Annotated in this window: 16 protein-coding genes; 6 read left to right on the forward strand and 10 right to left on the reverse strand. The window is 54.8% G+C overall.

Annotation, left to right across the window (positions count from 1 at the left end; translation table 11 throughout):
- Positions 1 to 49 precede the first annotated feature (49 nt).
- From M8T91_RS01635 to M8T91_RS01655, 5 genes are all read left to right on the forward strand, one after another.
- Positions 50 to 679: a biliverdin-producing heme oxygenase gene (locus tag M8T91_RS01635; RefSeq protein ID WP_301416192.1), complete on the forward strand. Its 630-nt coding sequence runs from the start codon at positions 50 to 52 to the stop codon at positions 677 to 679.
- 29 nt (positions 680 to 708) lie between these two features.
- Positions 709 to 1,662, forward strand: a complete 954-nt coding sequence (gene exbB, locus M8T91_RS01640) for a tonB-system energizer ExbB (RefSeq protein WP_301416194.1) — start codon at positions 709 to 711, stop codon at positions 1,660 to 1,662.
- On the forward strand, positions 1,662 to 2,096 hold the full coding sequence (locus M8T91_RS01645) for a biopolymer transporter ExbD (RefSeq protein WP_301416196.1): 435 nt from the start codon (positions 1,662 to 1,664) through the stop codon (positions 2,094 to 2,096). The genes exbB and M8T91_RS01645 overlap by 1 nt, the downstream gene beginning before the upstream one ends.
- Positions 2,093 to 2,929 (forward strand): energy transducer TonB family protein, encoded by an 837-nt coding sequence (locus tag M8T91_RS01650; RefSeq protein WP_301416198.1) that lies wholly within the window; start codon positions 2,093 to 2,095, stop codon positions 2,927 to 2,929. Before M8T91_RS01645 ends, M8T91_RS01650 begins: the two co-directional genes overlap by 4 nt.
- Before the next feature lie 86 nt (positions 2,930 to 3,015).
- The gene (locus tag M8T91_RS01655; protein ID WP_301416200.1) at positions 3,016 to 3,462 is read left to right on the forward strand and encodes a YbaN family protein; all 447 of its coding nucleotides are present in this window, start codon (positions 3,016 to 3,018) and stop codon (positions 3,460 to 3,462) included.
- Here M8T91_RS01655 and M8T91_RS01660 read toward each other — a convergent pair.
- From M8T91_RS01660 to M8T91_RS01705, 10 genes are all read right to left on the reverse strand, one after another.
- On the reverse strand, positions 3,452 to 5,470 hold the full coding sequence (locus tag M8T91_RS01660) for a TonB-dependent receptor (RefSeq protein ID WP_301416202.1): 2,019 nt from the start codon (positions 5,468 to 5,470) through the stop codon (positions 3,452 to 3,454). The genes M8T91_RS01655 and M8T91_RS01660 overlap by 11 nt on opposite strands.
- A 338-nt stretch (positions 5,471 to 5,808) precedes the next feature.
- Positions 5,809 to 7,374 carry an ABC transporter ATP-binding protein gene (locus M8T91_RS01665; protein WP_301416204.1) on the reverse strand — a complete coding sequence of 522 codons (1,566 nt, stop codon included), beginning with the start codon at positions 7,372 to 7,374 and terminating at the stop codon, positions 5,809 to 5,811.
- Complete coding sequence (locus M8T91_RS01670) at positions 7,371 to 8,177, reverse strand: ABC transporter permease (protein WP_301416206.1); 807 nt, start codon at positions 8,175 to 8,177, stop codon at positions 7,371 to 7,373. Before M8T91_RS01670 ends, M8T91_RS01665 begins: the two co-directional genes overlap by 4 nt.
- Positions 8,178 to 8,195: 18 nt before the next feature.
- On the reverse strand, positions 8,196 to 9,185 hold the full coding sequence (locus tag M8T91_RS01675) for an ABC transporter permease (protein ID WP_301416208.1): 990 nt from the start codon (positions 9,183 to 9,185) through the stop codon (positions 8,196 to 8,198).
- A 60-nt stretch (positions 9,186 to 9,245) separates the two neighbouring features.
- Positions 9,246 to 10,808: an ABC transporter substrate-binding protein gene (locus M8T91_RS01680; RefSeq protein WP_301416209.1), complete on the reverse strand. Its 1,563-nt coding sequence runs from the start codon at positions 10,806 to 10,808 to the stop codon at positions 9,246 to 9,248.
- Positions 10,784 to 11,317, reverse strand: a complete 534-nt coding sequence (gene tsaA, locus M8T91_RS01685) for a tRNA (N6-threonylcarbamoyladenosine(37)-N6)-methyltransferase TrmO (RefSeq protein ID WP_301416211.1) — start codon at positions 11,315 to 11,317, stop codon at positions 10,784 to 10,786. Before tsaA (M8T91_RS01685) ends, M8T91_RS01680 begins: the two co-directional genes overlap by 25 nt.
- An 833-nt stretch (positions 11,318 to 12,150) precedes the next feature.
- Positions 12,151 to 12,657: a DUF8051 family protein gene (locus M8T91_RS01690; protein WP_301416214.1), complete on the reverse strand. Its 507-nt coding sequence runs from the start codon at positions 12,655 to 12,657 to the stop codon at positions 12,151 to 12,153.
- Positions 12,658 to 12,667: 10 nt separating this feature from the next.
- Positions 12,668 to 13,201: a tRNA (N6-threonylcarbamoyladenosine(37)-N6)-methyltransferase TrmO gene (gene tsaA / locus M8T91_RS01695; RefSeq protein ID WP_301416216.1), complete on the reverse strand. Its 534-nt coding sequence runs from the start codon at positions 13,199 to 13,201 to the stop codon at positions 12,668 to 12,670.
- Positions 13,202 to 13,699: 498 nt separating this feature from the next.
- The gene (locus M8T91_RS01700) at positions 13,700 to 14,584 is read right to left on the reverse strand and encodes a LysR family transcriptional regulator (RefSeq protein WP_301416218.1); all 885 of its coding nucleotides are present in this window, start codon (positions 14,582 to 14,584) and stop codon (positions 13,700 to 13,702) included.
- Positions 14,585 to 15,242: 658 nt separating this feature from the next.
- Positions 15,243 to 17,594 (reverse strand): Ig-like domain-containing protein, encoded by a 2,352-nt coding sequence (locus M8T91_RS01705; RefSeq protein ID WP_301416220.1) that lies wholly within the window; start codon positions 17,592 to 17,594, stop codon positions 15,243 to 15,245.
- Between the two features lie 1,139 nt (positions 17,595 to 18,733).
- Between M8T91_RS01705 and csrA the strand changes: the two genes are divergently transcribed.
- Positions 18,734 to 18,922 carry a carbon storage regulator CsrA gene (gene csrA / locus M8T91_RS01710; RefSeq protein ID WP_301416222.1) on the forward strand — a complete coding sequence of 63 codons (189 nt, stop codon included), beginning with the start codon at positions 18,734 to 18,736 and terminating at the stop codon, positions 18,920 to 18,922.
- Positions 18,923 to 20,141: the final 1,219 nt, after the last annotated feature.

Below are 20,141 nucleotides of genomic sequence, written 5' to 3' on the forward strand. Positions count from 1 at the left end.
CCACCGGATAAATGTGAGGAAGCCCTGATGACCTTGCTGGGAGTTGCCTGTGACTGAACCCGCTGAAACCCTGTCTGACCCATTCCAGGTGCCGGCACTTTCCGCCTGCTTGAAAGCCGGCACACACTCGATCCATGAGAGCCTGGATACACGCATTATGTCGCTGTCGGTATTCTCCAGCCGCGAGCGCTATGCCCTGTTTGTGCGCACCCAGTCCCGTCTGCACCACGCCGTTGCCCGCTGGTTTGAAAATGCCCGGTTGCAAAACTGGCTGCCGGAGTTAGCGCAAAGAAATCGCCTGTGGGCAGTGATAGAAGATTGCCGGGATATCGGGCTGACACCCGAAGCCCTGTCAGAGGACAGGGAAGTGGCGGCACAAGTGCAGATTCTCGATATCTACAGCGCGCTGGGCTGGCTATATGTGGTTGAAGGGTCCAATCTGGGCGCGGCATTCCTGCTGAAACAGGTCAAAAAACTCGATCTGTCGGAGACGTTTGGTGCGCGCCACCTGGCCGCAAACGAGATGGGGCGGGGATTACACTGGCGCAAATTTAAAAATGCCCTCGACGCCCTTGAACTGGCCGGCGAGCAGCGGGAAGCCGCCCTGAAAGGCGCGATTGCCGCGTTTGCCTTTGCCCGACAGAACGTTGAGCAGCTGCTCGCATCCCCTGAAAATTAATTCAGCCAAGAGCTTGGCAGGAGTTGGCAATGGAGTTCCGGACCCTTTTGTTATGGTGTCTGCTGGGTGGCACTTTTGTGCAGTTGCCGGCCCTGGCGCAGGATAACCAGGCGGCAAATGCCGCGTATCAGTCCTCTGCCCCGGCTTCAGCCTCTTCCCCGCAAGCCGAGGTGTTGGTGGACGGGTCCTCCAATCAGGCCGCGGGCCAGGGCACAGAAACCATCGGTGATACGGCCTTCAGCGGCCACGACCTGTCACCCTGGGGCATGTACCAGGCAGCGGACATTGTGGTAAAGACGGTGATGATCGGTTTGCTGCTCGCGTCGGTTTTGACCTGGGCTGTGTGGTTGCTGAAAACGGTTCAGTTGCGTCTGGCCCGCCGCCGCGCCCAACGGCTGCTCACACAACTGGTGCAGAGTAACAGTTTCGCCAGGGCACACGATGGCCTTGAGGGACTGGCTGGCGATGCCTTGCTGCTGGCTGAGGCCTGCCGCCATGAACTGGAACTTTCCTGCGATGGTCCGACATCGGATGAGGGGTTGAAGGAAAGGGTGGTGGCCCGGCTTGAACGCGTGCAGGCTTCACTGGTGCGGCGTATGAGCCAGGGCACCGGTATGCTCGCCACCATCGGTTCCGTGGCGCCTTTTGTCGGTTTGTTTGGGACGGTCTGGGGCATTATGCACAGTTTTATCGGTATAGCCCAAACGCAAACCACGAACCTCGCCGTGGTTGCGCCGGGGATTGCGGAAGCGCTGCTGGCAACCGCAATGGGCTTGGTGGCAGCGATTCCCGCCGTGGTGATCTACAACTACTTTTCCCGGACTATCGGTAATTACCGCGCGGTACTCTCCGACATTGCCACGGCAATTCTGGTCTTGATCAGTCGCGATCTTGACCGCCACCACCCACAGGCCCGGCCAATGGATGATTTGACCGCAGCCGGCAAACTGCATTCGGCGTCTCTGGCCCGGGGTACCCACTAATGGCGATGAACCTGCAAAAGGATCATGGTGAGGTGCTGACGGAACAGCATGAAATTAATGTCACGCCCTTTATTGATGTCATGCTGGTTCTGTTGATTATTTTTATGGTGGCTGCGCCACTGGCGACGGTGAGTGTGCCTGTAGCGCTCCCCTCTGTCGAGGCGGCCTCACAACCCCGGGAGGATGATCCCCTGTATATCACTTTACAGAAGGATTTGACCCTGACTCTGGGGGAAAGCCAGCCGGTGACTCGCAATAACCTTGTCCAGCAGCTGAATGCCAAAGCCGCCGATACCGGGCAGCGCATTCTGTTGCGGGCGGATATCAAAGTGGAATACGGCGAAGTCATGGCCATCATGCGCCTGTTGGCGGCTGCCGGCTATCACAAAATTGCCCTTGTGGGGCGGGAGCAGCCGGCGGCAACCGCATTATGAGCCAGTTGGCAGGGCCCGGCCATGGATTCGTACAGCGCCGGCAATGGCCCTGGCTAGCAGCCGTTGCCGGTGCCCTGGTGATGCACGCAGCCGTAGCGCTTTATTTCTTCCGGCAACCGGACACACAGCTGGCGCTGCCTCCAGCGGCGCTGCCGCAGCTTGTTGACATCAGTCTGGTGGCCGCACCGGTGGCTCCCCTCCAGCAGCTCCCGGTTGGTCCCCAACAGCAGGCGTCCTCACCCGCGCCCCGGCAGCACAACACGCCACAACAACCGGAACCTGAACCGCTGCCGGAACCCCTGCCGGAAAGTGTCTCCGAAGTTGCCATCCGGGCTGCCCAGAAAAAGGCGGAGCGCGAACCCCGGCAGCAGGTACCGCAACAGCCAGTTGCGAAGCCGCAGGAAACCCGGCGGGAGGACGCCACTGGTGAAGCCACCGGAGATCAATACGTAGAGGAAGCCAGCGCGCCTGTGACTGCCCGGACCCGGGCGGCCGAAGTGGCTTCAGCCCCCACAGAGGGCGCACTGAATGAACGGCAACTAGAGGCCAGACTGACCTGGCAAAACCGGCTGCAGGTGCACCTTGAGCGCAGGAAGCGCTACCCGCGCAGGGCCCGGGTCCGCCGCCAGCAGGGCACGCCCTGGGTGCGCTTTACCATGGACCGCCAGGGGAAGGTACTGGCGGTCAAACTGCACCGCGCCAGCGGTGTGGCCACGCTCGACCGTGAAGTGGTTGCCCTGGTGCGTCGCGCTGAGCCCTTGCCCAGGCCACCGGGAGAGGTTGTTGGAGACCCGCTCACGTTGGTTGTGCCAGTCGATTTCTTTATACGCTGAACCACAGGGTTCACTGCGATTGCAATTCCGGCAACTATAAAATGCTACAGTAGCGGATCTGTGTACGAATCTTCTCGAGGCACTCAATGAAAGAAACCACCGAGGAAGGCCTGTCGAAGTATGCAGTCAATTTGGCCCCGGGCTGGCTGCGTTGGCTGTGGGGCGGACTCGCCTGCTTTTTTATTGCCCTCGGGGTCATTGGGGCCATTCTGCCCGGGCTGCCATCGGCGGTGTTTATTGTACTTGGCGCCTGGGCAGCCTCCCGCTGCTCCCGGCGCCTGCACCAGTGGATTGAAGATCATCACCTGTTTGGACATTGTCTGGAGATCTGGCGCAGCGGTTACATCAGTCGTCGCACCAAACTGGTTGCCAGTCTGACCATGGCGTTGTCCCTGGCGATTGCCGTGCACCATATCAACAATGGGTACCTCCTGGTATTCACCATCGGTGGCCTCGGTTGCGGCGCCATTTGGATATGGTCCCGCCCGGAGCCGAAGGGGGCACGCGGCCATCGGCCTTCGGTTAAAAGGTAGCCCTTGCCTCGATACGGATATCGCGGCCCGGCTCCGGCACGCCGGCAAAGCCCCCGTAGGTGAAACTGGTCTGGTCGATATAAAATTCATCGGTCAGGTTTCTGGCCACCAGTGCCACTGAAAATGTGCCATTGTCCGATGACCAATCGATTCTTGTGTCGTGAACCACATACCCTGCTTTTGGCGTGATCCCCTCTGGCAGCCGGGTCAAATCCTCCATCGCGGTCATTATGTAGCCCAGGCGGAATCCTTTTCCCAATTCGACTTCATTGTTCCAACGCAGCCTGTCACCGCGTGCCGCTGCCAGGCTGCGGACTTCGAGAACCGGAGTGCCATCGGGATCATTCAGCACAACCAGGCTCAATGCCAACGTCGATCTCAGTCTGGAACCCATCCACCCGATCGTCGCGGAAACCCCCTGCGATGTATAATCACCGGATGCGTTGAAGACCTGGCGAAAAGGGGCACCCCTGGCACCACCTTCAAAAACCACCACATCGCGCAGGTGCACCTCAAACCCTTCAACCTCCACAAACAGCTGGCCGTCCTGGGAAAATGGCGCATCCCAGGTAAAATTTGCCCCTAGGGAAGCCTGCCTGGCCTGCTCAGGCCGCAGCCCCTTGTGTGGAAAAATCGTCTTCCCGGAAGTGCGCCCCGCGCGACTGGCCGGCAGTGTGTTGGTCGCCCGATAAGCCAGGCCATAGCCGGCGAACAACGCCAACTGAGGGGTCAATGCGAAGGTGCCCCGAAGTGAGGGCGACAACTGAATATGATCGAAGCTTTTTTCGTCATAGTCTGTTTGCAAATACTCCGCCCTCAGACCGGAATTAAGCTGTAGGCTGCCCAGATCGAAATTGACATCGGCAAACAGCCCTGCTGTTACGGCATCGTTCTCATTGTCTGAACCCTGGTATTCGGTTTTGTACTGTTCAAGCCGCCCGTCAATACCGGTTGTGATCACTGTATGGATATCACCAATACTGCGATCAAAAGTCAGTGTAAATCGGCCACCGTATCGCATCTGCGTGTGTGCATCCCCATGGTCTTTATCAGCAAGGGTGGAATCCGCAGCGTAAATGAGTGCATAGGGCGAGCCCGGGCCTGAACCCTGATAGCGTGCGGACAGCGATAATTCCTCCAGCGATTGCCGAACCGGGCCACCACCGGCACGGCCCTGTGAATACTGGCGCTCATAAAATTCTGTAGGTAGATCACCGGCTCCGTAGGGGAGCAGCCCGGCATTTTTTCCATACAATGCAGAGACATCAAATGTGTGATCAGCGCTCGGCTGGAATTGTACTTTCATATACCCCGAAGTATTCTCGGAAGCGGAAAGGGACACGGTGTTGCCCTTGCCATCTTTGTAATCATCAAAGTCCTGATAGGATGCAAACGCCACCGCGGATACGGTATCACTCAGTCGATAGGCGGTTGTCGCTGAGCTGCCCAGGGCATCGTTTGTGCTAGCGCCTGAAAAACTAACCCCGAAAAGCCCCGGTTTTTCTTCGGACAGCAAGTCGTCCAGGGAAACAGAGCGGATTTCCAGGGCGCCCCCCAGGGCTGCCGGTCCATCACCGGCTGCAACAGGCGCCGTTTTGACGGTAACAGAATCAATCAGTGCTGGATCAATAATCGATACGGCACCACGGTGCTGGAACAGGTCTCCGGCGCTCGGCACCCCGTCAAATGTTACCGCAAGTGTCGTTGCTTCGAGTCCGCGTAAATAGTATCTGGTTGCATTCGGCCTCGGCCCGCCGACATCCACTTCCGGAGAGAGCTTGAGCACATCGGTCAAACCCTGCGGCGCTACCGAGAGGATGGCATCGTTTTCCAACCTGTCTGCTGCATGGGTATGTTGACTGCCCTGGACGATGATGATTTCCATATTGGAAGAACGGTCATCCCCCCAGGCAGACGCGCTCTGTGCAATGGTTTCGGTACCTGCCGTTGTGCCGCAAATCAGCAGTGCCTGATACAAAACACAACGACGAAAACGGTTTTTCTCCATACCCCCCTCTCAACTACTTGAATGATAATGATTACTATTATCGGAAATGCTATTGAAAAGAAAACAGCGGATCAATTCGTATTCCCTGAGGTGGGACCTCCAGATAACAGAGGGCAAACGCACCAGATAATCTCTGGGAACCTGGGCTGGGCAATGCGGACTTGGAAAGTGCAACCTGCAGTTTTCAAGAAACGCTTTTGGCTAAAAATATAACTGCGCTAAAGTGCGCGGGGGGATTGGTTCAACATGCAAACCCATTGCTTATTTTATACAGCGCATCCCTTTGCCGGTGAGGCCACCGGGCACGGGTTTTTCAAACAATGGCATCACAACCCCAGTTACGGGGATGCGACAGGGTGAAACCGGCCCTCTTGCAAACACACGACCTGATCGGCGATATGGCGTGTCGCGGGCAGATCATGGGTAAACACAATGAGGGCGATGCCCTGCTCCTTTTTCAGTCTGTTGAAACAACTGAGCATGTGGGACTTGGACAGTAAATCCAAAGCCGCGGTGGGCTCATCGGCCACAAGGTACCGTGGCTGCAGGATGAGCCCGCGGGCAATAACGAGTTTTTGCGCTTCTCCACCGGATAGCTGGGCGCTGCGACGCTGCAGGAATTTTGCATGGGTTGGCAGCCCGACCATATCCAGCACCTCCTGTATCGTGAGCGTGCCCTTTTTTGAACGGTGCGGGTCACCGACTTGCCGGCGTCGCTGCGCAAACCGCAGTGCCTCTTTCAGTACTGCCTGCACCGTAAAATGACGGGCCATAGCCCGGTGTGGAAGCTGTGGAACAAGTGCCGCATAGTCATACAGGCCATGCGCGGTTTCAGGCCCTGTTTTTAAATGGCGTGTCCCGTTCAGGTTCTGCGGGGATTGGCCCCATGACCAAAAGACACGACCGTGCTGCTTTGTTTCAAACCCTGTCAGTACGCGGGCTAAAGTAGACTTGCCCACCCCAGACGGACCGGTGACGACCAGGCACGACCCTGCCGGTACAAAGGCCGACACGGACTTTAGGACAGGCCGGTCGCCATAGCGATGGGACAGGCCTTGTATCCGCAGTCCGGCACCGGGGCGGATATTCACCGGTCTGTTGGGGGTGCGGTGCGCAATCGGGGGATTGGGACTCGGGCGTTTACCGCCCAGAAGCCGTCTCGTGTAGGGGTGTTGTGGACGGCTGAGTACCTCATCCGTTGTACCGGATTCGACAATGCGCCCTTTGTGAAGCACGCAAACCCGATTGGCGATTGACGCTATCAAATCCACATCGTGGGCAATCAGGAGTTGGCAGCGCCTGTCCGCACCCTCTTTGAAGGTCTGCACAATCTGCGCCTGGGTGACGGCATCCAGCGCCGAAGTCGGTTCATCAAAAATAAGGTACGGTGGTCTGCACACACAGGCCAGCGCCATCAGAACCCGCTGTATCTCACCACCACTCAGTGCCGCCGGGTACCGGTGGTAGAGCCGCTTGGGGATATGGCATTTTTCACACAGCAATGGGGCATCAGCACCATGCAGGCCATGTACACCGATAACCTCATGCACATGTTGAATCACCGTGCGATGCGGATTGAGTGCATCAGACAATCCCTGCATGAGCATGCCTACCCGGCTACCACGCAATGCGCGTATTGCCGATGGCTTTGCACGCAAAACGTCCACACCATCGATCCACGCGCTGCCTGACCAGCGAAACTGTCCTTTCGCAAGGGGCTGGCGGTTTTGGGAATCGGCCAAGCGGCCCGGAACCAGTCCGAGCAGGAGCTTTGCGAGGGTTGACTTGCCGGCACCGGAGGCGCCCAGCAGGGCGACCGTTTCCCCGCAGCGCACGTCAAAGGATAGCTTGTCGAGCACTGTGTCTTCGCCGGTAGAGAGACACAGCTGGTTGATTGCAATCATACCGACAGTCTGGCCCCTGTCATCACGTAGCGTTCGAATCTCTGCCCAAACGTAAGGCAGCCCCAGAGAAACAGGCAAAGCACCAGTGTCGGTGGCAATAGCAGCCACAGCCAGGCGTCCGTGTACAGATAGTTGAGGGAATCCTGAATCATGGAACCCCAGGTGACCAATCGCGCATCTGTGATCCCGAGGAAACCGAGCCCCGCGGTCATCAAGGCTGCGCGGCGGATATGCTGGATAAACAACCCCACCAACACAGGGGATACCGCCGGTAAGACGTGCACGGTCATACAGTAATACCCGCTTTCCCCCCCGATGCTGGCATAGCGTACATTTTCCCGTGTCAGCTCCCGCAAAAACACGGCACGCAAGACACGCACATCGTCATACCAGCCGGTTGCAACAAGCAGTACAACAAGCGCAATCATGCCGGGGCTCAACCAGACTGAAACCAGCAGTATCAGGAGAATGGAGGGTATGGACTGAAGGATGTCGATGAACCTCAGTACCAGGCCAGACAGTTTTCTGCCTGCAGTCGCCACAAAAATACCAACGCCAATGGACAGCAGCAAGGTTAACAGCGCAGCGATGACAGCAATACCAATGGTGTTCGGTGTGGCAATGAGCAGGCCCGTGAGAATATCCTGGCCAATATCATTGGTGCCCAACCAGTGATCGAGACTCGGTGCTGCCAGTGTATCCAGGCTCGTTTGATAGCCCGGCAGAAAATAAACCACCGCTGGCAGCAAACAAAGGCCCAGGGTGAACAGGACAATGAGTTTAACCTGGACAGGCCGTATCATCCGATTCTCCGCCATAGCCTATCCTCTCCGGGAATGAAGCAGTACAAGGGTGTCGATTATCCAGTTGAAGCTCAGTATAAATATAGAGAGCAGCAGTACGGTCGATTGAATAACAATATAATCCCGCTCACCAATGGCCTTATAGAGCACGAGGCCAATGCCCGGATAGGAAAAAACGATCTCGACAAATAAGGCACCGCTGATCAATCCTGAAAAAGCATCGCTCAAGCGCGATGCAATAGCGGGAAAAATATTTCTGCCATAGTAGTCAACCCTTTCACGTACTCCATAAATTCCACGCGCCCGTGCGTTCAAAAGGAAAGGCCGGGTCGATAAACTGATGGCTTCGCTGCGGGCCACGAAAAAAAATCTGACAATTTCATGCATCGCCAGGGCGAGGGCGGGTAATAGGGCATGAAGGAGAATTTGTATCGCATGCGCAACCATACCCTGGGCCGGAAACAGGGGTTGAGCCCCGCTTGCCGGCAGTATCGGCAACAGAATGGCAAATACCAGTAGCAAGCCGATCGCCATAACGAAGGGGGGGAGGCTTGCGAGCAGAGTCATCGCGCCTGTGAGAAAGCGATCAATCCCACCATGGGGTTGACGCCCCGCTTCAATCCCGCAGGCAACGCCGGTAATCAGAAAAATCGGCAAGGCGAGCAGGATCAGAAACAGCGTCCACCCCAGCGGTTGGATAATAATATCGGCAACCGGGGCAGCGTGTCGGAATGAGTAGCCGAGGTCCCCGTGTAAAATACCAAAGCCGTAGGCCGCCAGTTGATCGAGCCACGACCCCTCGAACCCCATGTGAATGCGCAGTTGTTGTATTTCCCCTGCATTCAGCCCACGGGTGTATTCCGAGGCGACCATGACCTCCAGTGGATCGCCCGGCAGCAGGCGGGGCAGATAAAAGGTAATGACGAGTAAAAGGGCAAAGATCAATAATCGATTGACGAATCCAATCAATACCATGGTAAAAGTCGCTAAAACAGCTGGATTGCCCATATCGTTACTGCGGAAAGCCCGGCTATTACCTGGATCTGCTCAACCCCGAACACACCGCGGTCAACCCACAAGAACCGATTTGTGGACGGAGGTAGGAATACCGATGGCGACACCATCGGGTAAAAAGCGCGGTGCAATCTTATGATTGTGTGCCGTGGCGTAGGTTGGGTTAAACAGCATGTAGGAAGGCAGTTCATTAGCGTAGAGCGCCTGGAATTTCGCCAGCAATGCCTTGCGTTGGTGAAGACTCACAACCTGTGCCTGCTGCTCCAAAAGCGCCGTCATCTCCCTGCTGCCGGCAAAGTAATCACCGTTCCAGAAATCACCCGCAAGGTAACGCGCCAGATCGCTGGGATCTCCCATGGTGCTTGTGGACAGCAGTGACAAGTCGAAATTACCCGAGCGCAAGGCCTCCCGCAGCGCTGTGCGCTCGAGAATGCGGACATCAACCGACAGGCCGATACTTTCCAGCTGTTCGGAGACAACAACCGCCTCGCGCCTTAATGGGGTATCTGTCACCAGTGTCAGATGGATCACCTCTCCATCCGAGCACCACCGTTTGTGTTGATCCCTGCTCCAACCGGATTTGCTCAGCAGGGTTTGTGCCTGTTGCGGATCAAAGGCGTAGGAAGGCAGTGCAGTGTCTCCCCCCCAGGGAGAATTTGGCTGAAAAAACCCGGTATCGGCCGGGGTTGCCTCGCCCTGGCGAACGGTTTCAATCAACGCTTTTCGATGGATTGCAAACGCCAAGGCATGGCGCCTGTCACGATCCTGAAACCGGTTTCGGTTGTTAAAGAGCAACCGTACCACGTGATTACTCGCTGCCGTGACAACCTGAAACCCCATGGATCTGGCTTGTGTGACTCTGTCATAGGGCAAAAAGGGTATGAGATCGACCTCGCCGGAGCGCATGGCGCGCAGTGCGGCGTCTGGTCCCATAGTGACGATAGCCATCTGGTCAAACAGGGGATCACCCCGGTAGTAATCGGTATTGCCCTTGAAAAAATAACGACCCTCCGCCCGGTCGTAGCCTGAAAAGCGATATGGCCCGCTCCCCATCAGTGCCGAACCGCTGGTAAATCGCTCTGGCGAAGCGTGCCCGGCATAGAGGTGTTCAGGCAGTATGGGGAGGTTGAGGAGGGTACCCGACAGCAACCCGGCATCGGGCTCCCGCAAGAGGATGTTCAGCCGGTTTGCACTGAGCGCAACTGCCCGCGCTATTTTTACTGTCGAGACAAACAGGTAGGGATGTTTTGCCATATAGGCAACAGTAAATACCACATCCTTTGCGGTCAGAGGACTTCCGTCATGCCAGCGTATATTGTCCCGAAGGGTAATCGTGCAACTCAAACCATCGCTGGACAACTGCCAGGCACGGGCAAGGCCCCCAACCAGTTTACCGGTGCGGTCTTGCGCAATCAGGGTATCGAAAATATAGCTGGTATAGAGATAGCCAATCCCATCCTTATGGTGCAAAAAAGGGGCCGGAAGGCCGCGATCCCCTCCCTCGTCGGCAATGACAAGGCGGTTTGCACGTCCATTGGCACCTGCACTGGATAGGGCAAAGCCCAGAAACGGCCATAACGCCGTGTATTGGATTAATGCTCTGCGGCTGAATGGCATTGGCATTTGTCCGGGTTGCTGCTGGGGTGCTGGGAGTTTTCCACATTGTCCCCTTCAGTGCCCGGATAGTCCCACCCTATTTTTGCCTCTTCAATCCTGTCGTCAGCGGGAATATACGGTTTGATATCCACCACCTTGGTGCCATCCAGGCAGTCGAGGCCGCTGACGGTGAGGCGAGTGCCCTCAATACGGATCAGCTTGACCGGACTCAGTGCAATGGGATTGGGTCGATTGGGGGACCGGCTCGCAAAAACACCGCGGACATCCTTGCCGTTTCGACCACACCGCTGCAATTGCGTCCGATCAGATTGATCAAACCAGTATAAAATAAATAAATGTGTGGCAGACTCGATTTTGTACAGGCCCTCCAGATACTGCGCATCAACTTCAATGACCGAGTGGTTGGTGTTAAACCGGCCTGAGCGTGGGCATTGCGCCAGGGCATTGAAATCCGTATGTATCGTACCAATAGGGTGCAACGCAATAGTGCCAGGAATGTTTGCCTTCATACTGCTTGACTCCATAGTTTCTTTTCCTTGCAAAAAAAAGAGACCCGAACGGGATCACATTATCTTTCCATCCTCCCGGTCCAACAAATTGCATTTTGTGAGGGCTAACCTCAGCATTCCTGAGCCAGTGACCCTGGCCAGTGGTATCGGCACCGAAAGGCCGGCACGGTGAAAGAACCCGGTAATAGCTTCAATGATTGCACAATGCTTGGAATTCCCAGAGATGTCTTTGGAAGGCAACACAGTCCCCCATTCTGGCGGTTCGTGCTGATTCAGCAGTCGAAAAGGTGGTGCTGGCATACACTCTGTAGCGATTTTTCGGCAAAGCCAAATGCATTTAAAGCACCGCGCAAAAAGGACGTTGTGCGTAATCACTATAATGAAGGGGTTGTGGTTAAACCGATGCCCAGCATTCTAACGATCTGGATACCAAAATTATACTCTACATGAGCGCCTGTAGCTCGGATAAAAACAGGCGTGCTGCACTCTCAGGGAGTTATAACCCATTCTGGTGCTTGAGGGCTTGAAAGAAAGCAGCGTATCTGAAGGACGGCGAGCCAGTAACCTTACGCTCAGCTTTTTGTAATTTTTCGAAAAAGCGCTCAAACAACAATCTCAGTTTACGTAATACCGACAAATCCAGCAAGTGCACTTCGTCAATGGGAATATAACCGGGGTTTCACACAGATCTACGAAGAACCAACAATCTTATGGAAAAACCAACTCCCTTAACTCTTTATCTGATAGTTCTGCCAACCATTTTTCACCACTGGCCACCGTTAGGTCAGCCAATGGGTGGGGCTGATCATCGAAGGGGCGACAACAACCGTTTGCTATTTTCTCATTGCTGCTTTTGTAGCAAAAGCTATAATGCCAATACCAATAATGAGCAAAACAACTAGAATTGAATTTATAGTTGAAGATGAGATATCCATTTCAGATATTCCAGACCTAGGCAATGATAGGTAATAGAGCGATAAAAGTGTAAGAGGAATAGCGAGAATAAGCCCTGCAACCTCGATAATGAATAGTGTTATAGGCATCTTATCTGGGGATACAGGAAAAATCTTCGCTAAATCCAAGGCATAGACCAGAAAATAGGATATTCCACATATAGCGGAAGCAATGAGCGCAAGATTACCTGCACCAATGGAAAAATAAGCTAAAGACAAGCTGGCAATGCCTAACACGGTTAAAAAAGTATTAAACATACCGAGTATTGCAGGCGCTATATGTGAAAAATTTCTGTTCTCAATTGGACCACCTGGAATTAGCAAACCGAGTAATACTGCCGATAAGACTAATAACCCGGATATTGCATAACCAATAAAATTTTCCATAGTATCTCCCTCAGGAATCTCTGAATAAATGGCATTGGCATTTGTCCGGATTACTGCTGGAGTATGGGGGTTTTTCCACCTTGTCCCCTTCAGTGCCCGGATAGTCCCACCCTATTTTTGCCTCTTCAATCCTGTCGTCAGCGGGAATATACGGTTTGATATCCACCACCTTGGTGCCATCCAGGCAGTCGAGGCCGCTGACGATGAGGCGAGTGCCCTCAATACGGATCAGCTTGACCGGGCTCAGTGCAATGGGATTGGGTCGATTGGGGGACCGGCTCGCAAAAACACCGCGGACATCCTTGCCGTTTCGACCACACCGCTGCAATTGCGTCCGATCAGATTGATCAAACCAGTATAAAATAAACAAATGCGTGGCAGACTCGATTTTGTACAGGCCCTCCAGATACTGCGCATCAATTTCAATGACCGAGTGGTTGGTGTTAAACCGGCCAGACCGCGGGCATTGCGCCAGGGCATTGAAATCCGTATGTATCGTACCAATAGGGTGCAACGCCATAGTGCCCGGAATGTTTGCCTTCATACTGCTTGACTCCATGGTTTCTCTTCCTTGCGAAAAAAAAGAGACCCGAACGGGATCACATTATCTTTCCATCCCCCAGGTCCAACAATTTGGATTTTGTGAGGGTTAACCTCAGCATTCCTGAGCCAGTGACCCTGGCCAGTGGTATCGGCACCGAAAGGCCGGCACGGTGAAAGCACCCGGCAATAGCACCAGTGATGGCATATTGGGCGAAATTGCAGAAATGGCTTTGCAGGACAGTACAGGCCACAATCCGGTGGTGTATGCAGACTCAGCAGTCGTAGGAGTGGTGCGGGCATACGCCCTGTGATGATTTTTTAGGAAAACCGCGTGCTTGCAAAGCACCGCGAAAAGTGGCGTAGTGGCAATGGCCACCAGGGTGCGTTATCAAGCTCCAAACGGTGCGCCCAATCGCTGTATTACAGGGGTTGTTACGCCGGTGTCCGCCATCCTCACTCTCTGCGCGCCTGCCGCTTGGGGAAAAGCAGGCGGGCAGTACTACCCGGGCGCTTTGCTGCGCAATATCGAACTGGCAATTTCAAGCAGGGGGTCCTGCTCTCTTGTGGGCAGGTAGGCAAACAGCACCCGGACGGACTTGTGTACCTCACAGATTAAATCGATTTTTCCGTTATTGAGGGTTTCACGGGCAGTGTCGGTATGCAGCAATCCAATGCCAACCCCGCCGGCAATCAAGGTGCGGATCACGTTTTCCCTGTCCACCTTGATGATCTGCTTGGGGCGAAAATTGTGTAACTTGAACAAATTCTCTGCTGCCCGTCCACAACAGGTGGCCGGATTGGGAGAAATCCAGGGCATTGCACTGAGGCTCTGCCAATTCAGGGGCTGTGAATTCACCACAAGCCCGGCTGGAGCCGCCAGAAATATGCCGAATCGGGAGACTTCCAGCGTGTGAATGTCGGGGGCAGGGTCATTGGGCTCGTTATAGAAGCAGGCATCTAAAGTGCCATTGCGCAAACTTTTGAGCATCTCAACAGACTGCTCAAAATATTGAAGCCTGACATCCACTCCGGGGCAGCGCTCTGATAAACTCGAAAGGAGGTGGCCAATGGCCGGTGTGGAGGATTCACTCCCGGCACCAACAACCAATTTCCCCGTCAGTGCGTCTTTCATGCGAGACGACTCATCAATAAAATCCCGATGGGCAGCAAGGATTTTTTCTGCCTTGTTCAGCAGTCTTTTTCCATCGTCAGTCAGGCGCATGCCTTTGGTATTGCGTTCAAATAAGACCAGTCCCAGCTGTTCCTCAATGGCCTTGATATGTGCGCTCACCGCAGGCTGGCTGAGATACAGGCACTCTGCCGCCCGGGTAATGCTGCCTTCTCTGGCCACGGCAACGAACGTTTTGATTTGATAAATTTCCATGCTGGACAACGCAAGTCAAATTGACGGAACAGAAATTCCCTGGTTTTCAACCGGTATCAATCACCATTAAAAAGCGAAACTTTGAATCGCAGGCTTCTGCCATACGGGTATGCAGCGAATCACTTGAACAGGGAGGGGCTCTGGGTATCGTATCGAACATTCATGCCTGTCAGGCTAGCAGAAAGCCGTCAAAGCATCAATTTTGGAATCTTGAGGTCTGCACTCAGGGAATCCGGGTGGGGAATAGCGTATGCGCGTTTTATTGAAAGTTTAGGAAATAAAATCCTGTAAAGTGACCTGATTCTCCCCACTGAAAGGGTCGTGCCACACGGCTGGAAAACACTGGGTCAAATAGGCAAATCAAAAACCATAAAAACCGCAGGAGATTGCCAAAAACCGCGCCAGGCAAAGGGTGCGCTGCGGCCAGGTGGTATCCTGTGGAAAGGATACGCCGAATGCCGATTGCCGCACAGACCGCCCATTGCTGAACTAATCAGCAGGGTGGCTTCTGCCAGTCTTCGCTGGGGGAAACTGGCTTCCGGATCGGTAGCAGGCCGTGCAAGATAACACGCGAATTAAGTCCGGGCTGTTGCTGGACAGCCCGGCGTCAGAGTTCTGCCGACCCTGTTCGGAACCCGGCGACAGATGCCAATCCGGGCTAGGGGGTGGTGGTGCAGATAGGCACACCCCGGATTGCCGGTGTGACGGGTTCAGGCGGGCCTTCAATTGCGCCTCCAGCACCGGTGAGGGTAATGGGCACATACTCTAATAAAGCATTGATTGTTAAGTAGGGTTCAGAAACAGGCCAAGCGAAGGGCGGCGCGCCGAAACCCGCCACCAAATTGGCATTGACAAAAGAGGCCGAGTCAGAGAAGGGGGGGGTGGGGGGAGCGCCACCAAAGGCGGTGAAACAATAGACTACCATGTCATCAAAATCGAGTTTGGCAAACTCCATACCGCCTTCAGTAAAGGTCTCCAGGGAAGCGAAGGTTCCCGTAGCCTCCACCTGGGCACGTGTTGGCGCACAATAAAAAGTCTTCGTCACCAAATCGCCGTTCACATCCTCCTGCGTCCCCTGGTAAGAGGCGATATTGCACAGGGCGACGACCGTGACCGGTACCGTATTACTGACAATGCTTCCCTGGCTGGCAAACACACTGGTGCTGCCGACCCCCACGCCTGTGACCTCGCCCAGGCTGTCCACCGTGGCGATTGCGGTATTGTCGCTGTGCCAATCCACGCTGGTGGTGATATCGGTACTGCTGCCATCGCTGAAATTACCCAGGGCGGTGAGTTGCTCACTACGCCCCTGGGCCAGGTCCACCGCCGTCGGCGTCACCTGAATACTGGTCAATACCGCATTGGTCACGGTCACCGGAACCGTATTGCTGACAATAGCCCCCTGGCTGGCAAAAACGCTGGTGCTGCCCACCGCCACTGCCACCACCTCGCCCAGGCTATCCACGGTGGCAATTGCGGTGTTGTCGCTGTGCCAGTCCACGCTGGTGGTAAGGTCGAGGGAACTGCCATCGCTGAAATTGCCCAGGGCCGTAAGCTGCTGGCTGTTGCCCGCGGGCAGGCTCACCATCGCCGGGGTGACCTGGATACTGGTCAATACCGCGCTGGTTACGGTCACCGAAACCGTATTGCTGACAATAGCCCCCTGGCTGGCAAAAACACTGGTGTTGCCCACCGCCACTGCCACCACCTCGCCCAGGCTATCCACCGTGGCGATTGCGGTGTTGTCGCTGTGCCAGTCCACGCTGGTGGTAATGTCGAGGGTGCTGCCATCGCTGAAATTGCCCAAAGCCGTGAGTTGCTGGCTGTTGCCCGCGGGCAGGCTCACCATTGCCGGCGTTACCTGGATACTGGTCAATACCGCGCTGGTTACAGTGACCGAAACCGTATTGCTGACAATACTCCCCTGGCTGGCGGAGACACTGGTGCTGCCCACCGCCACCGCCACCACCTCGCCCAGGCTATCCACCGTGGCAATTGCCGTGTTGTCACTGAGCCAGACCACACTGCTGGTAATATCCAGGGTGCTGCCATCGCTGAAATTGCCCAGGGCCGTGAGCTGCTGGCTGTTGCCGGCAGGCAGGCTCACCACCGCCGGCGTTACCTGGATACTGGTCAATACCGCGTTGATTACGGTCACCGACACCGTATTGCTGACAATACTCCCCTGGCTGGCGGAGACACTGGTGCTGCCCACTGCCACCGCCACCACCTCACCCAGGCTATCCACCGTGGCAATTGCGGTATTGTCACTGCGCCAGGCCACACTGCTGGTAATATCCAGGGTACTGCCATCGCTGAAATTACCCAGGGCCGTGAGTTGCTGGCTGTTACCCACGGGCAGGCTCACCACCGCCGGCGTCACCTGGATACTGGTCAATACCGCATTGGTCACGGTTACCGACACCGTATTGCTGACAATGCTCCCCTGGCTGGCAAAAACGCTGGTGCTGCCCGCTGCCACCGCCATCACTTCGCCCAGGTTATCCACCGTGGCAATTGTGGTGTTGTCACTGCGCCAGGCCACACTGTCGGTGATATCGGCAGTACTGCCATCGCTGAAAGTTCCCAGAGCCGTGAGTTGCTGGCTGTTACCCCTGGGCAGGTTCACCACCGCTGGCGTCACTTGAATACTGGTGAGCACAACTCCGCTCACAGTGATTGGCGTTCGGTTGCTGACAATACCCGCCAAGCTGGCGAAGATACGGGTACTCCCCGGGGCTACGGCCGTGGCCACACCGCTGTTATTGACGGTGACCACCGCGCTATCTTCACTTTGCCAATTCACACTGTTGCTAATATTGGAGCTGGTGCCATTGCTGAAATTGGCTCTGGCAATATATTGCTGTGTCTCACCCGGCGCCAGGGACAGATTGCCTGCGGGAAATATTGAGATGGATACCAGTCTGGGGACCTGATTATTATTGTTATCTGAGTCGCAGCCAGCCAGAACGGCACCGAGCAAAATAATCCAAAAGAGCCTTAAAGTCATTTCCCTGAACCCCGTTGCGTCAATTTAAAAATTAAGGTGCCAAGCCACGCTCTGGCCCGAGTGTTACACGCTTTTTTATTGAATCAATACGCCCATCATGGCGCAGACAGATAGATTGATTGAGAGGCCCGCCGGTGCTGTAAATGGCAATGCCCTGGTGACCACTGTTTTTTGATTAACCGCTTCGGTAAAAACGCAAACAAAAATACAAAAGGAATGCGTGCACCGAGTGTAGTAAGAGCGCAGAAATGACACAACCCATACACAACCCGGCATCAGCATATTGCGCATGCCACTGGCCACGCGGTAAAAGACCTGCCGTTATAGCGCAGCGATTAGGGAACCGGCGGTATGGCAGTCCCCGGCAGGCCGCAGGGTTACCGTTTTCAATGCAGCCCGGCAGTGGGCTTTTGATCGCTGCGTGGAGTCTGCAGGCCGTCAAAAAACAAGCCTTTGGATGTCTGGTAGCAGGACAGGGAGAGAGACAAAAATTACTGGGGTTCAGAACGGTTTCGGCTCTTTAAAAAAATCGGCGAGGTTGTCCAGTGGCTTTCTCGTGTAAGTAGCGGTAAAGCAGGCCAGTGAAAGCGGTCCTTTTTAAAAGGGCACTGCGGTTTTTCCGGGCTCCTGCGATGAGAAATATAGGCATCCAAATGATCTTATTGGATTGCATTGCGTTTTCTTTCGTGTCAAAGCGGCGTAGAATCCTAAGACTTTTATCGGTATTTGGGCCGGTTTTTGCGAGCCAGTAGCGCAAGGGGCCCAAAAAGCCCGGGCAGTTTCCAGCCCGGGCATTTTCTGAAAGAGCCTTCCCTACAGCAGGAGAACGATAAAGTGGCCTGAGCGTAAGTAAAAGGCGCTGACCCAAGGTGTGGGACCACCAAAGGGCCAGCTAACCAAATTGATAACTCAACTATCAAAATGGCTATATGGATAATACGCTAGAAGCCCGCTCGTCTTCAATAAAGCGGGGCCCCTGCAAGCGCCTGGCGCAGTTACCCGGGCCCTGGGCGCGTTGCGTCCGCCGGTTCTGCTTTACCGCCTACCGTTCCCGCGCCCCTCCGCTTTCCACTGTGACTGTTCAAATACGCCCATCACAAAAAGTCAAACCGGGATCTGCAACCCGGAAGGAAAGGCTTATGTTGGTTGTAAAACGCCGCCCCGGCGAGAATCTCAGAATCGGAAGCAATGTTTCCGTCACCGTATTGAGTATTTCCGGCAACCAGGTCAGGGTGGGCATCGCGGCCCCCAAATCCCTGCCGGTGCACCGGGAAGAAGTGTATTTGCGTATCCAGAAGGAGCAGGCGCAGGACACGGAAAAGTGTTGAAAAGCCCATTCTGCCAGTGGGAGCGCCCGGTACCGCAACTGCCCTGTGAAACCGCAGCCCTGGGCGCAACAGGGGCGAGCGCCTCCATTGCAGGTATCTGTGCAGGCTCGCCGCGCATGGCATTTTGCGGGGCCTGCGCCAGCATACCACCACATCGGATCACTGTAGTGGGGCTGATCGGGCCCGAAAGTTTCCTCTGGTGGCCTTCGACAAGATTGCGGCATCCAGAATGAGACCCGATACGATTCGGCACAATTGCTCATTCTTCTTTTGCGGTCGCTGGAGTTTGTTGCGCGGCTCGGTTCGCATTTCGCTGTATTGTTGGCGCCAGTGCTAGAGCGCCTGCTCGGTTATCTGCCTCTGTGGTATCGCATCCACGCGCGGCATTTTCTGACCGCGCAGCTTTTTAGCACCCCTTCCCAGCCCGGCCCGTGACGGAAGCCACATAAAAATACGGTAAGGTGTCGCGGCTTCGTAGGAGTGAAAAATATTTGTCCCTCATTATGGGAGGGATCACAAGTTTGGCGCTTATTTCATTTCCTTAATATCTGCATGACAAGTAAAATAAAAAAAATTTGACAAGTCTACGTTTGCTGAATTGAAACATCTGATTGCCAGGGGTTCTGCTGTTTCGGTACTTGAAGGGCCTGTAAAGCGTACGCTTTTACCATTTCACTTTTCCTGTTGCGGGAATTTCCGGGTATTCAATTCATAAAGCCAAAAATTCTAGAGATGGTTCCCAAATGGTGATTTGGGAAGCTCAAAATGACAGCGCGGTTCACTCCAAACAGGCTGATTTTAACCACCCTGCTGGATTGGGTACGTAAAAAATAACAGTTTGAAAGCTTTGGAGTGGGTAAGGTGTTTGTAGTACGATCTATTGTGATATTGGCCCTTGGGCTGATATCTGGCACAGTGTTGGCTGATGTAAGCGGACCTGCCAGTAACACCACCGGCCAGTTTACAATCAATTACTCTGTAAATCCTTCCGCCACCCCGGTTGCTGCTGAACTCCGGCTTTTTCGCAATGGCAGTTTAAAGTCAACCCATACCGCGAGCACAAGAGGGGGCAGTTTTACTTTTTCAGTTTCCAATTCCGCCAGTTACAAAGTGGAATTTTACTACAAGAATTGGTATGACCCGTGCCCAACCTGCCTGCTTTCTTCTATTCCTGGGAGTGACAATAAAATTGGTGCAAATGTACCACTGGCTCCGCAGA

The organism is Microbulbifer sp. MI-G (assembly GCF_030440425.1).
In the GTDB taxonomy this organism is placed as follows: Bacteria; Pseudomonadota; Gammaproteobacteria; order Pseudomonadales; family Cellvibrionaceae; genus Microbulbifer; species Microbulbifer spongiae.